Source organism: Comamonas sp. 17RB, from assembly GCF_030056555.1.
In the GTDB taxonomy this organism is placed as follows: Bacteria; Pseudomonadota; Gammaproteobacteria; order Burkholderiales; family Burkholderiaceae_C; genus Comamonas; species Comamonas terrigena.
The window spans coordinates 326,553-340,594 of the sequence record NZ_JASHHY010000003.1 but is presented as its reverse complement, the minus strand read 5'-3'; the positions used below and the strand labels follow the sequence as shown (position 1 = coordinate 340,594).

13 protein-coding genes are annotated in these 14,042 nt (G+C 65.5%); 6 read left to right on the top strand and 7 right to left on the bottom strand.

All coding sequences use genetic code 11. The features are described 5' to 3' along the window. The first annotated feature begins 181 nt into the window (after positions 1 to 181). From QM470_RS07845 to QM470_RS07835, 3 genes are all read left to right on the top strand, one after another. Positions 182 to 2,011, top strand: a complete 1,830-nt coding sequence (locus tag QM470_RS07845; RefSeq protein ID WP_283338810.1) for a methyl-accepting chemotaxis protein — start codon at positions 182 to 184, stop codon at positions 2,009 to 2,011. Between the two features lie 319 nt (positions 2,012 to 2,330). Then, positions 2,331 to 2,822 (top strand): chemotaxis protein CheW, encoded by a 492-nt coding sequence (locus QM470_RS07840; RefSeq protein ID WP_283338809.1) that lies wholly within the window; start codon positions 2,331 to 2,333, stop codon positions 2,820 to 2,822. A 78-nt stretch (positions 2,823 to 2,900) separates the two neighbouring features. After that, on the top strand, positions 2,901 to 4,589 hold the full coding sequence (locus QM470_RS07835) for a methyl-accepting chemotaxis protein (protein WP_283338808.1): 1,689 nt from the start codon (positions 2,901 to 2,903) through the stop codon (positions 4,587 to 4,589). A 55-nt stretch (positions 4,590 to 4,644) separates the two neighbouring features. On the opposite strand, the gene QM470_RS07830 is transcribed toward QM470_RS07835, so the two are convergent. Then, on the bottom strand, positions 4,645 to 5,982 hold the full coding sequence (locus QM470_RS07830; RefSeq protein WP_283338807.1) for a GNAT family N-acetyltransferase: 1,338 nt from the start codon (positions 5,980 to 5,982) through the stop codon (positions 4,645 to 4,647). A gap of 65 nt (positions 5,983 to 6,047) precedes the next feature. Here QM470_RS07830 and QM470_RS07825 point away from each other — a divergent pair, with 65 nt between their 5' ends. Both QM470_RS07825 and QM470_RS07820 read left to right on the top strand, forming a co-directional pair. After that, the gene (locus QM470_RS07825; RefSeq protein WP_283338806.1) at positions 6,048 to 7,700 is read left to right on the top strand and encodes an NAD+ synthase; all 1,653 of its coding nucleotides are present in this window, start codon (positions 6,048 to 6,050) and stop codon (positions 7,698 to 7,700) included. Between the two features lie 52 nt (positions 7,701 to 7,752). After that, positions 7,753 to 8,091 carry a P-II family nitrogen regulator gene (locus QM470_RS07820; RefSeq protein WP_066535662.1) on the top strand — a complete coding sequence of 113 codons (339 nt, stop codon included), beginning with the start codon at positions 7,753 to 7,755 and terminating at the stop codon, positions 8,089 to 8,091. Between the two features lie 148 nt (positions 8,092 to 8,239). On the opposite strand, the gene QM470_RS07815 is transcribed toward QM470_RS07820, so the two are convergent. The 6 genes from QM470_RS07815 to QM470_RS07790 form a co-directional block, all read right to left on the bottom strand. Further along, a complete protein-coding gene (locus QM470_RS07815; protein WP_283338805.1) occupies positions 8,240 to 8,842 on the bottom strand; it encodes an LOG family protein in 603 nt (200 codons plus the stop codon). Next, the gene (locus QM470_RS07810) at positions 8,839 to 9,246 is read right to left on the bottom strand and encodes a diacylglycerol kinase (protein WP_283338804.1); all 408 of its coding nucleotides are present in this window, start codon (positions 9,244 to 9,246) and stop codon (positions 8,839 to 8,841) included. Before QM470_RS07810 ends, QM470_RS07815 begins: the two co-directional genes overlap by 4 nt. Positions 9,247 to 9,267: 21 nt before the next feature. After that, the gene (locus tag QM470_RS07805) at positions 9,268 to 9,783 is read right to left on the bottom strand and encodes an RDD family protein (protein WP_280010562.1); all 516 of its coding nucleotides are present in this window, start codon (positions 9,781 to 9,783) and stop codon (positions 9,268 to 9,270) included. Positions 9,784 to 9,925: 142 nt separating this feature from the next. Continuing rightward, a complete protein-coding gene (locus QM470_RS07800) occupies positions 9,926 to 10,816 on the bottom strand; it encodes a DUF3106 domain-containing protein (protein WP_283338803.1) in 891 nt (296 codons plus the stop codon). A 19-nt stretch (positions 10,817 to 10,835) separates the two neighbouring features. Continuing rightward, positions 10,836 to 11,303, bottom strand: a complete 468-nt coding sequence (locus tag QM470_RS07795) for a DUF3619 family protein (protein ID WP_280010564.1) — start codon at positions 11,301 to 11,303, stop codon at positions 10,836 to 10,838. Beyond that, positions 11,300 to 11,869 (bottom strand): RNA polymerase sigma factor, encoded by a 570-nt coding sequence (locus tag QM470_RS07790; protein WP_066535637.1) that lies wholly within the window; start codon positions 11,867 to 11,869, stop codon positions 11,300 to 11,302. The genes QM470_RS07795 and QM470_RS07790 overlap by 4 nt, the downstream gene beginning before the upstream one ends. Positions 11,870 to 12,136: 267 nt before the next feature. Here QM470_RS07790 and QM470_RS07785 point away from each other — a divergent pair, with 267 nt between their 5' ends. Continuing rightward, positions 12,137 to 13,924 (top strand): acetolactate synthase 3 catalytic subunit, encoded by a 1,788-nt coding sequence (locus QM470_RS07785; protein WP_283338802.1) that lies wholly within the window; start codon positions 12,137 to 12,139, stop codon positions 13,922 to 13,924. The last annotated feature ends 118 nt before the right edge of the window (positions 13,925 to 14,042 follow it).

Here is a 14,042-nt window from a genome sequence, read left to right as displayed (position 1 = left end):
CGGTCCCTGCTGCCTGGGTGACAGGCACGCCAAGCTGACACCATCGCCGCGAGAACGCGCGTTCCTCTTCGGGAATGCGCGTTTTTTTTGTAACATCTGTCGGCTCGCCGTTGGTCGGCCTCTGCCGGGGCTTGGTGGCGGGCGGGTGCCGCTGGCACTCCTTACAACAAGGAGAGGGCGTATGTTGCGATGGTCTGATATGCGGGTGGGCACCAAGCTGTTTGGTGGTTTTGCCCTGGTCGTGTTCTTGACGCTGGTGGTCGGTGGTCTGTCGCTGTGGCAGCTCCAGCGGCTGAACGCCGCAATGGAGACGGTCAGCAACCATTCCATGCCCAGCGTGGCAGATACCGGCAATCTGCGCGGCCAGTGGAACCGCTTTCGCCGCATGGAAGCCGGCATTCTGAATGCGAACAGCCTGCAGGAGGTGCAGAGCATCACCAAGCAGTCCGAAGCGCTGCTGCAACTGATCCAGGGCGTGGAAAAGTCCTATGAATCGCTGCCCCGTTCGGAGGCCGAAAAGCAGCTGATGCAGTCCTACCAGCAAAACCGCAGCACCTATCTGGACACCCATGCGCAATTCCTGAAGGAGGCGCAGGCCAAGGATTACACCCAGGGCAGCGGGGATCTGCTGCTGGGCGACACCGTTTCCAATCTGTATGCCGGCCAGGCGGAAGTGAGCTTTGTGGCCCTGGCCGAGACTGTGGGCAAGCTGATGCAGCACAGCCTGGACGAGGCCGACCGTGCCCGCACGGCGGGCCAGCAGGTCTATGCCGCCGCCTGGTGGTGGGTGGTGGCAGGCATGGCGGCCAGCGTGGTGCTGGCGCTGCTGTGCGCCTGGCTGGTGACACGTGCCGTCACGCGGCCGGCATCGCAGGCGGTGCAGGTGGCGCGCCGCATCGCCCAGGGCGACCTGGCGGAAGCCGTGCCGCAGGGCGGCAAGGACGAAATGGGGGCGCTGCTCAGCGCCTTGGGCGCCATGCGCGACAGCCTGGGTGAAGTGGTGGAGCATGTGCGCCACAACGCGGAATCGGTGGCCACGGCCAGCAGCGAAATTGCCCAGGGCAACAGCGATCTGTCCAGCCGCACCGAAGAGCAGGCCAGCGCGCTGCAGCAGACCGCGGCGGCCATGGCCCAGCTGGGCTCCACCGTGCGGCAGAACGCCGAAAGCGCCCGCCAGGCCAACCAGCTGGCGATGAGTGCCTCCACCGTGGCCGTCCAGGGCGGCGAGGTGGTGGGCGAGGTGGTGACCACCATGCGCGGCATCAACGACAGCAGCCACAAGATTGCCGACATCATTGGCGTGATCGATGGCATTGCCTTCCAGACCAATATCCTGGCGCTGAACGCTGCGGTGGAAGCGGCCCGCGCCGGTGAGCAGGGCCGCGGCTTTGCGGTGGTGGCCGGCGAAGTGCGTACGCTGGCCCAGCGCAGTGCCGAAGCGGCCAAGCAGATCAAGCTGCTGATCGACGAAAGCGTGCAGCGGGTGCAGACCGGCAGCCAGTTGGTGGACCGCGCCGGTGCCACCATGACCGAGGTGGTGGGCGCCATCCGCCGCGTCACCGATCTGGTGGGCGAGATCACCGCGGCCAGTGCCGAACAAAGCGAAGGCGTGTCCCAGGTGGCCGATGCCATCACACAGATGGACACGGCCACCCAGCAGAACGCGGCCCTGGTGGAAGAAAGTGCGGCGGCGGCCGACAGCCTGCAGCGCCAGTCCGGCGATCTGGTGCAGGCCGTGGCGCGATTCCGCACCGCAGGTGGCGCGCAGTGGGCGCTTCCGGTGGCCGCGGTGGCCCCTGCACCGCTGGCGGCGCCGCGCAGCGCTGCCGCGCCGGCCATCCCCGCATCCGCTTCTGCCGAAGCCCGTGCCCCGCACAAGGCCCAGGCCGGCCTCCCGTCTGTATCCACTCCCGTGCGTGCCGCTCCGGCCAAGGCGGCGGCGCTCACAGCTGCAGCGGCGACCGCCACCGCAGTTGCGGCCACTGCGGACGACGAGTGGGAGCAGTTCTAAGGTCTTTTCCATACCGCGCGGGCCAGCCGCGTTGCGTGCCTCCATGCCTGAAGGGCCTGGAGGCAGGCCGCCCTCACTAGCCCATGCCACCACCCCATGCCACCGCTCCGGTGCATGGGGTTTTTTGTGGGTGGCTCTGGAGGCGCTGTGCCAGCCTGCGCTATGGCGCAGGGAGATTCTGCCGTCCGGCCCGGGGTACAGGACGGGCGGGCTGCTGCGGCGGCTTGCTGGCATGCTCCCTGCATTAGCCTGCGGCATGGGCCTGGCACGGGTGTCGGCACGTTCAGGACCGTTTGGCCGCAGGCCGGGGAGGACACAGATGACGCAGCACCACGCCGCCAGCGGCGGATTTTCCGAGTGTCTGACCTTTCGCCTGGGCGAAGAGGAGTACGGCATCGACATCCTGCGGGTGCAGGAGATCCGTTCCTATGAAACGCCCACCCGCATCGCCCACGCCCCGGCGTTCATCAAGGGGGTGATCGATCTGCGCGGTGTGATCGTGCCCATCGTGGACCTGCGTCTCAAGCTGGCCTGTGCCAGCTGCGAATACACCCCGTTCACGGTGGTGATCATCCTGAATGTGGCCCAGTCGGTGATGGGCGTGGTGGTGGATGCCGTGGCCGACGTGGTGCAGATCCCGCACGAGGCGTTGCGACCCGCGCCGCAGTTTCAGGGCCAGTCCCAGGAGGATGGGGCCTTCATCAAGGGCATCGCCAAGGTGGGCGAACGCATGTTGATCGTGGTGGACATCGCCGCCATGCTGACGGCACAAGAGATGGGTGTGTTGCGCACGGCAGCGCAAGCGGCCTGAAGCGCCGGCCGGCCCACCAACGTGGGCATGGCGCGCGGCAGCGCCGCCATGGCATAGATATACAACAGGGAGGGAAACATGCAGAACTGGAAGATATCGACGCGGCTGGCCGCAGCATTCGGGATGCTGGTGGTCGTGCTGCTGGGGGTGGCCGGAGCGGCGCTGCTGCAGCTGTCGACACTGAACGCTGCCACCAAGCAGATCACCGGCAACAACCTGATCAGCGTGGAGCTGATCAACAAGCTGGGAGCGGACATGATCGAGGCGCGCCTGCTGGAGCTGCGCCATGTGTACAACGAGAGTCCGGAATACAAGGCCAGCATCGAGCAGCAGATGGGCAAGCTGCAGGCCGACATGAACGACATCAAGGCCCGATATGCGCCGCTGGTGTACTCCGAGGCCGAACGCAGCGCCTATGACACGCTGCTGGCCCAGCGCAAGGAATATGTGGTGCTGATGGAGCGGCTGTTCCAGATGTCGCGCAGCGGTGAAAACGACAAGGCCCGCGAATTCATGAACGGCGAGTCGCTCCAGCTCTACAACGCCTCGTCGGCCACGCTGAACAAGCTGCTCGAAATCAATACCAACGATGCCAACAACGAATCGCGCAAGGCCGATGCCGCATTTTCCAACGGCGTGTGGGTGATGGGCGTGGCGGTGCTGCTGGCGCTGGCACTGGCTGTGATCTCGGGGATCTGGATCACCCGCTCCATCCGCAGACCGCTGCAGCTTGCCGTGGCCCTGGCCGACAAGGTGGCGGGCGGCGATCTGAACAACCGCATCGACGTGCGCACCACCGACGAGCTGGGGCAGCTGTTCGCTGCCCTGCAGCGCATGCAGTCCAGCCTGGCGGAGACGGTCAGGGTGGTGCGCCGCAATGCCGAGGGGGTGGCCTCGGCCAGCAGCCAGATCGCCAACGGCAATGCCGACCTGTCCAGCCGTACCGAAGAGCAGGCCAGCTCGCTGGAGGAAACGGCGGCCTCCATGGAGGAGCTGGGCTCCACCGTGCGCCTGAACGCGGAGAATGCCCGCGAAGCCAACCAGCTGGCCCGCACGGCGGCCGATGTGGCTGTGCACGGCGGCGACGTGGTGGGTGAGGTGGTGACCACCATGCGCGGCATCAATGACAGCAGTCGCAAGATTGCCGACATCGTGGGGGTGATCGACTCCATTGCCTTCCAGACCAATATCCTGGCGCTGAACGCCGCCGTGGAGGCGGCCCGTGCTGGCGAGCAAGGCCGCGGTTTTGCCGTGGTGGCCAGCGAGGTGCGTTCGCTCGCCAGCCGCAGTGCTGCAGCGGCCAAGGAGATTGCGGCGCTGATTTCCGAAAGCGTGGGCCGGGTGGAGCAGGGTACGGTACTGGTCGACAAGGCCGGCAACACCATGACCGAGGTGGTGGACTCCATCCAGAAGGTGACCGCCATCGTGGGCGAGATCAGCACTGCCAGCGCGGAACAGAGCCAGGGCGTGACCCAGGTGGGCGAGGCGGTGTCACAGATGGACACCGTCACCCAGCAGAATGCTGCCCTGGTGGAGGAAAGCGCCGCTGCGGCCGACAGTCTGCGCCGCCAGGCCCAGGAGCTGCTGCAGGCGGTGGAGGTCTTCCGTCTGTCCGACAGTGAAGTGCACCATGGCGCTTCCAGCGCATCGGCGGCCTTCGCGGTGGTGCCGGCGCAGCCGCCCAGTGTGGGATCGCGGGGGCGTGTATTGGGCCTGGGCCTGCGCAAGAAGGCCGCTGCTACGGCAGTGGCCGCCGACGTGTTCTGAAGAACGCCGGGGCCCGCAGTGGGCCCCGGCAACATCCCAGGCGTCTCTGGAGACGCTAGCCAGCGCTGTGGCGCAGGGGGCTGTGGGCTTGCAGTTCCTGCAGGTAGTGGGCCACGCCTTCGCCCTCGCGTTCCAGAAAGCGCTCCACTGCGTCGGCAAATGCCGGGTGGGCCAGCCAGTGGTAGCTGGCCGTGGCCACCGGCAGCAGGGCGCGGGCCATTTTGTGTTCTCCCTGGGCGCCGCCTTCAAATGCCGCCAGCCCGTGCTGGATGCACCATTGCAGCGGCTGGTAGTAGCAGGCTTCAAAGTGCAGGCAATCCACCCGCTCCAGCGCCCCCCAGTAGCGGCCATAGGCCGTGGCACCGTGCAATGCGGCGGTGGGCGCTGGCAGGGCTGGATCCGCCAGCGCATCCGCAGCGCCCGCTTCGCCATGGCGGTCGTCTGGGCCGGGTGTGGCATCCGCGCTGACCGCGATCAGGCTGCATGCCATGCGCTGGCCGCCACGTGCCGCCACAAACAGCACCCAGTGGCCGGGCAGGTCCTGTGCCATGCGGGCGAAGAAGTCACGGCTCAGATACGGTGGGTTGCCATGCTCATGGTAAGTCTGGGCATAGCAGCGGTAGAAGAAGTCCCAGTCGGCCGCGCGGATCTGCCGCCCCGCCAGCACCTGGAACTGCACGCCGGCCTGGGCCACGCGCTGGCGTTCCTGGCGGATTTTCTTGCGCTTGGCCTGCTGCAGCTGGGCCAGGAAATCATCGAAGTCGGCATAAGGGCCGCTCGTAGGATTGCAGGCCGCTTCTGCAGGCGGGGCGGGTGGGGCGTGCGGGGCCATGGAGAGGGGCGAGGACCGGTTTTGCCAATGAAACTGCACGCCGGCGCGCGCCATCCAGCCCACTTGCTGCAGTGCGGCATGGTCTGCCGCATCCCCGAACAGCACATGGGCGGACGACAGCTGCTGCGCCGCACACCAGTCCTGCACCGTCTGCACCAGCTGCACGCGCAGCGCGTCGCTGGCGGCCAGCAGCCGGCTGCCGGGCACGGGCGTGAAGGGCACGGCCACCACGGCCTTGGGGTAGTAGGCCAGGCCATGCTCGTGGTAGGCGCGGGCCCAGGCCATGTCGAACACGTATTCGCCCCAGGAATGGGCCTTGAGGTACAGCGGGCAGGCGGCCACCAGTTGCTCGCCCTGCGGTCCCGTGTCCCACAGGGTGATGAAGTGCGCATCCCAGCCGGTGTCCCGCACAGCGCTGCCGCTGTCCTGCATGGCCGCCAGGTAGGCGTGGCGCATGAAGGGGGTGGGGGTCGCCTGCAGTGCCAACAGGGCATCCCAGGCCGTTGCAGCAATCTGCTGCACGGAGGTAAACACGCGGGTGATAATGGGCTTTTCAGTCATGCGGGGCGCAGGCAGGGTCTCGTTCCGCACAGTTTATGCAGGCCGCTTCGGCCCCAACGCCTTCCATGACGCTTTCCATTCGCATCGCCCAGCTGAATTTTGTCGTGGGCGATCTGCCCGGCAATGCCCAGAAAATCATCGATGCCGCCACCCAGGCCTATGCCGACGGTGCGCAGCTGCTGCTGACGCCGGAGCTGGCTCTGAGCGGCTATGCGGCCGAAGACCTGTACCTGCGCCCGGCCTTTCAGGCGGCCTGTGACCGCGAGCTGGAACGCATCGCCCAGGCCACGCTGTCCTGGCCGGGGCTGGCACTGGTGGTGGGACACCCCACGGTGGTGGACTACCCTGAAGAGCGCCGCCGCTACAACACCGCCAGCGTGCTGCGCAGCGGCGTGGTGGAGCGCAGCTACCATAAGCAGTGCCTGCCCAATTACGGCGTGTTCGACGAGCAGCGCCACTTTGTGCCGGGTGACCGCAGCTGTGTCATCGATCTGGCCGGCGTGCGCGTGGGCCTGCTGATCTGCGAAGACGCCTGGCAGCCGGCTCCCGCCATGGCCGCCAAGGCCGCCGGAGCCCAGTTGCTGGCGGTGCTCAATGCGTCGCCTTTCCACCACCACAAGCAGCAGGAGCGCGAGCGCGTGCTGGGCCAGCGCGCCGCCGAAACCGGCTTGCCCCTGGTCTACGCCCATCTGGTGGGCGGTCAGGATGAATTGATTTTTGACGGCGGCAGCGTGGCGGTGAGCGGGCAGGGCTCCGTGGTCGTGCGCGGGCCCTCGTTCCGTGAAAGCCTGGTGGCCCTGCGCGCCACGGTGGTCCAGGGGGGGGTGGAGCTGGAAGGCGACATTTGCCCGGAGCAGACGCCCGATGCCGCCCTGTGGGATGCCCTGGTGCTGGGCGTGCGCGATTACCTGGGCAAAAACCGCTTCCCCAGCGCCGTCCTGGGATTGTCCGGCGGCATCGACTCCGCCCTGGTGCTGGCGATTGCCGTGGACGCGCTGGGCAAGGACAAGGTGCGCACGGTGATGATGCCTTCTCCCTACACGGCCGACATCAGCTGGATTGACGCCCGTGACATGGCCGAACGCCTGGGCGTGCGCTATGACGAAATCGCCATCGCACCGCAGTTCGAAGCCTTCAAGGCTGCACTGGCCAGCGACTTTGCCGGTCTGGCAGAAGACACCACCGAAGAGAATCTGCAGGCCCGCATCCGCGGCACGCTGCTGATGGCCTTGTCCAACAAGCATGGTTCCGTGGTGCTGACCACGGGCAACAAGAGCGAAATGGCCACCGGCTACTGCACGCTCTATGGCGACATGGCGGGCGGTTTTGCCGTGATCAAGGACGTGCTCAAGACCCGGGTGTTCGACCTGGCGCGCTGGCGCAACGCCAACGACCCTTACGGCACCGGTGCCAATCCGATTCCGGAGCGCATCATCACCCGCCCGCCCAGTGCCGAGCTGCGCCCGGACCAGAAGGACCAAGACAGCCTGCCATCGTATGAGGTGCTGGATGCCATCATCGTCCGCTACATGGAAAATGACGAGCCTATGGCATCCTTGGTGGCCGACGGTTATCCTGCTGCGGATGTGGACCGGGTCACGCGGCTGATCCGCATCAACGAATACAAGCGCCGCCAGGCGCCGGTGGGCATCCGTGTCTCGCCGCGCAGCTTTGGCAAGGACTGGCGCTACCCGATTACCAACGCGTTCCGGGCCTGAAGCCCGTGGGCGCACCGCAAATTTCACAACCTAGCTCTGGAGTAATCCCACTATGAAAATGATCACCGCCATCATCAAGCCGTTCAAGCTGGAAGAGGTGCGCGAGGCGCTGGCCGAATGCGGCGTGACGGGCTTGACTGTGACGGAGGTCAAGGGGTTCGGCCGTCAGAAAGGCCACACCGAGCTGTACCGCGGTGCGGAGTACGTGGTGGACTTTCTGCCCAAGGTGAAGATCGACGTGGTGGTGGCCACCGAAGATGTGGACCGCTGCGTGGATGCCGTGGTGGCCGCTGCCCGCACGGGCAAGATCGGTGATGGCAAGATCTTTGTCACCCCCGTGGAGCGTGTGGTGCGCATCCGCACCGGTGACCTGGACAACGCCGCCATCTGAGCCGGCGGCCTTTTCCGGCCAGCGGGTGTGGCGCTGGGCAGGCTCCGCGGCGATCCCAAGCCGCGATCTCCAGCAGCGCGACCACTTCCCCATCAAAAAAGCAGCCCTGAGGCTGCTTTTTTTTGTGCGGTCGGCGTGGACGGTGGGGTCAGATCTTGCCGCGCAGGTTCTGGCTTTCGGGCGCCAGGCCCGCCTCTTCGACCAGGGCCTGCAGCAGTGCACCGATGTCGGTGCCATGGCGGATCAGGTCCATCTGCCAGGGGCCCATGAAGCCGCTGGCCACGCTGCTGTCCAGGAACTGCAGCATGTGGTCATAGTAGCCAGCGGTGTTCAGCAGGCCGATGGGCTTGTCGTGGTAGCCCAGCTGGCGCCAGGTCCAGACTTCAAAGAATTCCTCGAACGTGCCAATGCCGCCGGGCAGTGCCAGAAAGGCATTGCTGCGCTCGGCCATCATGGCCTTGCGCTCGTGCATATTGGCCACGATGTGCAGCTCGTCGCAGGCGGTGTTGGCCAGTTCCTTGTCGACCAGGGCCTGGGGAATCACACCCACCACGCGGCCGCCGGCCTGGCGCGTGGCTTCGGCCACCGTGCCCATGAGGCCGGTGCGCCCGCCGCCATAGACCAGCTGGCCGCCCAGCTTGCCAATCCACTGGCCCACGGCAGTGGCGGCTTCGGTGTAGGCGGTGTTCTCTCCCGGGCGGGAGCCGCAGTAGACGCAGATCGAAAAAGCGGGGGTGGTGGTGGCGGTCATGCAAACAAAGCGGCGGCAAAGCGCGCGTACAAGGCAGAAACAAAAGCGGCGCCGCACAGCAGCAGGCTCAGCAGCACAGCGGCGCTGCCCATGTCCTTGGCGTTCTTGGACAGCTGGTGCCATTCCGGGCCGATGCGGTCGATGGCGGCTTCCACCGCGCTGTTGAGCAGCTCGGTGATCAGCACCAGCACCACGGTGGCGGCCAGGAACATGCGCTCCAGCCAGCTCTGGCCCAGCCACAGCGCGAGCGGGAGCAGGACCATGGCCAGGATGGCTTCGGTGCGGAAGGCTTTTTCCTTCCAGCCTGCGCGCAGGCCGGCCAGCGAATAGGCGCCGGCATGCAGGATGCGGTTGATCCCGGTGCGCTGCTTCTGCGGGTTGTCAAAAGGTGTCGGTGCGGTCATGGCGTCGGGTGAAGCAAGGTGTCAGGACTGTACCGATATCAGGCGGGTTCCGGCCAGCACATCGTGCCAGAACTGCCGCTGCGGGTGAAAGCGGCTGAGCACGGCCCAGACCAGCACCCAGCCGCAGACCAGCACGGTGCTTTCGATGGCGGGCAGGTGAAACGGCGCCACGACGGCCAGCGGGGGGAGAAACCACAGCCAGCACAGCGCGTAGCGGGCCAGGGCACGTACGCGGGTCAGCGGGCGGCCCTGGGGGTCGACCACCTGGATGCGCCAGGTCTTCATGGCCAGGGTTTGTCCGCCGCGGGTCCAGAACCAGACAAAGTAGGCGCCAAACACCACAAACAGCACCACCTGCAGCACATGGGCGCTTTGCAGCGCCGGAATCAGCAGGCCGAGCATGCCGTGGATGAGTGCGGCAATGAAGAGCAGGGCAAACAGCAGCAGCCCTTCATACAGCCAGCAGGCCAGGCGACGGCGCAGGCTGGGAGCCTGCAGCGCCAAGGGGGAGGTGGAGGGTGGTGCGACGGTGTTCACGGACGGCGATCAAAATCCGGGCGGCCAGCGAAAGGGCGAACCGGTACGGTATGTGCTGGAGCGGCATGGGGCATGCGCCGCTGCAGCACCGCGTCCGTCGGCAAGCACCTCTGCGATGGGAGTGTGGGCAGGTCAGCCCTGCTTACTGCGGGGCGTGGATGGGAGGGAAGTCGGGGTGCGAGTGGCTGACGGAAGCGTCTCTGTCGGTCACTTGCTCAACGGGTGCATTGTCACCCAAAGGCGGCAGGCTGATCACGGGGGCCGCCTGCGGGACCACCACCGGAGCAGTCTGCACCGGGGGCGGCGCCACGGGAGGAATCACTGGTGCCGCAGGTGCCGGCTGCTGGCGTACCGGCGGTTGGGGTGGCGGCAGCAGGATCTTGGGTGGGTTAGCCACGGTCTGCGGCGTGGTGCTGGCCGCGGGGATGGTGGCCAGCTTGCGTTTGGACTGCGGGCGCAGGGCTGTGGCGGCGCCCCGTGTCTTGGGGGCAGCCTTGGCGGCCAGGCGGCGCTTTTCCTCGGAGCTCAAAGCCTGGTAGGCATCCCACTTGGCTTGCAGGTCCTCGGGCGAAAGCTGGCGGCTGGTGAAAAAGTTCAGGCGTGCCTGGTTGCGCTGCTGCACGCTCAGGCTGGACCAGGTCTGCATGCGCTGCTGCAGCTTTTCCTGGTCTTCGGGGGGCAATTGGTCAAATCCGTCGGCCAGGCTGATCCAGCGGCGCTTGGTCAGCTCGCCCATGGTGACCCAGCGCTCCTTGAGGGGAGCGAGCACTTCGCGCTGCACGCTTGTCAGCTCGTTCCAGCCGGGGCCCGAGCTGGCGCGCTGCAGGGTCTGATGGGTGCCTGCCGAAAGCGAGCGACGGGCCTTGCCGGTGGCCGAGGAGACGGACATCTCGGCCGGCACGGCGCTGGGCGCCATGCGCACCTGTGACACCACCCAGCCGCCGCCGATCGCCAGGCCCAACAACACAGCAGCCGCCACAGTGGTGGCGGCGCGGGTCAGGGTGGAGGAGGCGTTCAGTGGGCTGGTGGGCATGCAGGCAGAAAACTGGGCGTCAGTGCGCCGGGGTGGATGGGTTGCTTTGCAGGAACTGGATGAAGCCAGGGTCTGTGTAAGCGTCGGGCGGCAGGGCGTCGGTCAGCAGCTCGGTGTCGAGCTCGGCCACTTCCAGGGTGGAGCTGGCATCTTGCTGCACGCCGATGAATGCAATGCCGGCCACCATGGCGGCGATGGGCAGGGCGGTGAGCGCATGGCGCAGCCATTGCGGCATCCAGCCCGACGGGCCGGTGCCCAGGGTCGCCGAGCCGTCGGCGCCCATCTGGATGTGGTGCAGGGTCGCTTCCTGTGCCGGGCGGGCGATGGTGCTGACGGCGCGCTTGCGCATGGACAGGGCCTGCTCGCGGGAGGCGCGCAGGCGCTCGGTCACGACATAGGGCAGATCGGCTTGACCGGCGTTCAGGCGTGCAGCGATCTTGCGGCCGAAACGATCGGCAACACTTTCGGTGGAGATGCTGGTGGTCATAACTCGATTCCTTTGGCCTTCAATGCCTTGCTGAGGGTCTGGATGGCGCGAAAACAGTGGGTTTTGACGCTCCCTTCGGAGCAGCCCATGGCCGCGGCCGTTTCTGCAACATCCATTTCCTCCCAGTAACGCATCAGGAAGGCCTCGCGTTGACGTGCTGGCAGTTCTTGTATCTCTTTTTCGATGCTCTGCAAAACCTGAGCGCGCTGTGTTGAATCTTCGGCGCTCTGCACGGTCTTTTGCGCAGTGTCGCTGGCATGACTTTCCAGCCAGTCGTAGCCATCGTCTTCGCCGTCGCGCTGCTCGAAGTCCCCGATGTTGGTGAACAGGGCATTGCGCGTCTTCTGGCGGCGGAACCAGTCCAGCGTGCTGTTGGACAGGATGCGCTGAAAGAGCATGGGCAGCTCTTCCGGTGGTTTGTCCCCGTAATGCTGGGTCAGCTTGATCATGCTGTCCTGCACGATGTCGAGTGCAGAGTCCTCGTCGCGCACGTGGAACACCGTGCGCTTGAAGGCACGTTTTTCCACGTCTTTGAGGAATTGGGACAGTTCTTGTTCAGTAGCCAAGGCAGGGGCCGCAAGGGAAGGCGAAGGCCGCAGTGCGGCCCGGAGAAAACGTGATTATCGCATTTACATTTGAATTTTCGGCATGAACGGTACAAATGCGTGTTGCAGTGCGATAATGTTCGCTGCATTTCAAAAAGGCAAACGGGTCACGGTCCGGCGTCCACTCATGTCGCCCATGTCCTTGGCCCTAAGTCCTGAACCACTCCCACAAGGAGGCGGCCAGGGGCACCCAAGGTTTTTCGTTAGAGAAATTCACAAAGGTTGATCATGGAAATCTCCAAGGCCGAGCTGTCTTCTGCAGCGGCTGCTTCCACACAGGCGGGCACCCAGGAACTGATGGGTGCCGAAATTCTGGTCAAGGCCTTGCAGGCCGAAGGCGTCCAGCATCTGTGGGGCTACCCCGGCGGTGCGGTGTTGTACATCTACGACGCACTCTACAAACAAGATACGATTCAGCATGTGCTGGTGCGCCACGAACAGGCGGCCGTGCATGCGGCAGACGGCTTCGCCCGTGCAACGGGTGAAGTGGGCGTGGCGCTGGTCACTTCCGGCCCCGGCCTGACCAATGCGGTCACCGGCATTGCCACCGCTTACACCGACTCCATCCCTCTGGTGGTGATCAGCGGCCAGACCTCCACCAATTACATCGGCACCGACGCCTTCCAGGAATGCGACACCGTGGGCATCACGCGCCCGGTGGTCAAGCACAACTTCCTGGTCAAGGATGTGCGCGATCTGGCGGCCACCATGAAAAAGGCCTTCCACATTGCCCGCACCGGTCGACCCGGCCCCGTGGTGGTGGACATCCCCAAGGATGTGTCCTTCAAGAAGGCGACCTACTCTGGTTATCCGCAGAGCGTGGAGATGCGCTCCTACAACCCGGTGAAGAAGGGCCACTCCGGTCAGATCCGCAAGGCGCTGCAGCTGCTGCTGACCGCCAAGCGCCCCTATATCTACACCGGTGGTGGCGTGCTGCTGGGCAATGCCTGCAACGAGCTGCGACAGCTGGTGGACCTGCTGGGCTACCCGGTCACCCACACCCTGCTGGGCCTGGGGGCTTATCCGGCCAGCGACCGCAAGTTCCTGGGCATGCTGGGCATGCACGGCACCATCGAAGCCAACAACGCCATGCAGAACTGCGATGTGCTGCTGGCCGTGGGCGCGCGCTTCGATGACCGTGTGATTGGCAATCCCAAGCACTTCATGTCGGTGGAGCGCAAGATCATCCACATCGACATCGATCCTTCCTCCATTTCCAAGCGCGTGAAGGTGGATGTGCCCATCGTGGGCGACGTCAAGGACGTGCTGACCGAGCTGATCGCCATGATCCGCGAAGGCGCTGCCAAGCCCGATGCGGCGGCCCTGGGACAGTGGTGGAACACCATCGAAGGCTGGCGCGACCGCGACTGCCTGAAGTACGACCGTGGCAATGGCAGCGTCATCAAGCCCCAGTACGTGGTGGAAACGCTGTGGAACCTGACCAAGGATGCCGACGCCTACATCACCTCCGATGTGGGGCAGCACCAGATGTGGGCGGCACAGTACTACCGCTTTGACGAGCCGCGCCGCTGGATCAACTCCGGCGGCCTGGGCACCATGGGGGTGGGCCTGCCCTACGCCATGGGCATCAAGCTGGCCAAGCCTGAATCCGAGGTGTTCTGCATCACCGGCGAAGGCTCGATCCAGATGAACATCCAGGAGCTGGCCACCTGCTTCCAGTACAACACGCCGGTGGTCATCTGCGCACTGAACAACCGTTTCCTGGGCATGGTGCGCCAGTGGCAGGAGATCGAATACTCCGGTCGCTACAGCCACAGCTACATGGATTCGCTGCCCGACTTCGTCAAGCTGGCCGAGGCCTATGGCCACCGCGGCATGCTGATCGAAGATCCGGCCCAGGTCGAATCCGCGCTGCAGGAAGCGCGTCGCATCGTGCGTGAAGAGGGCAAGACCGTGTTCCTGGACTTCCGCACCGATCCGACGGAAAACGTCTTCCCCATGGTCCAGGCCGGCAAGGGCATCACCGAGATGCTGCTGGGCGCCGACGACCTGTAAGCCCTGCTCCGGAAAACCGGGCGGCTGCACACGCAGCGCCGGTTCCCGGAGGATGGCAGCTTTGCCTACGCGGCAAGCCACTTTTTATTGACGAATCTATTGCCCGCCAAGCCTGGCA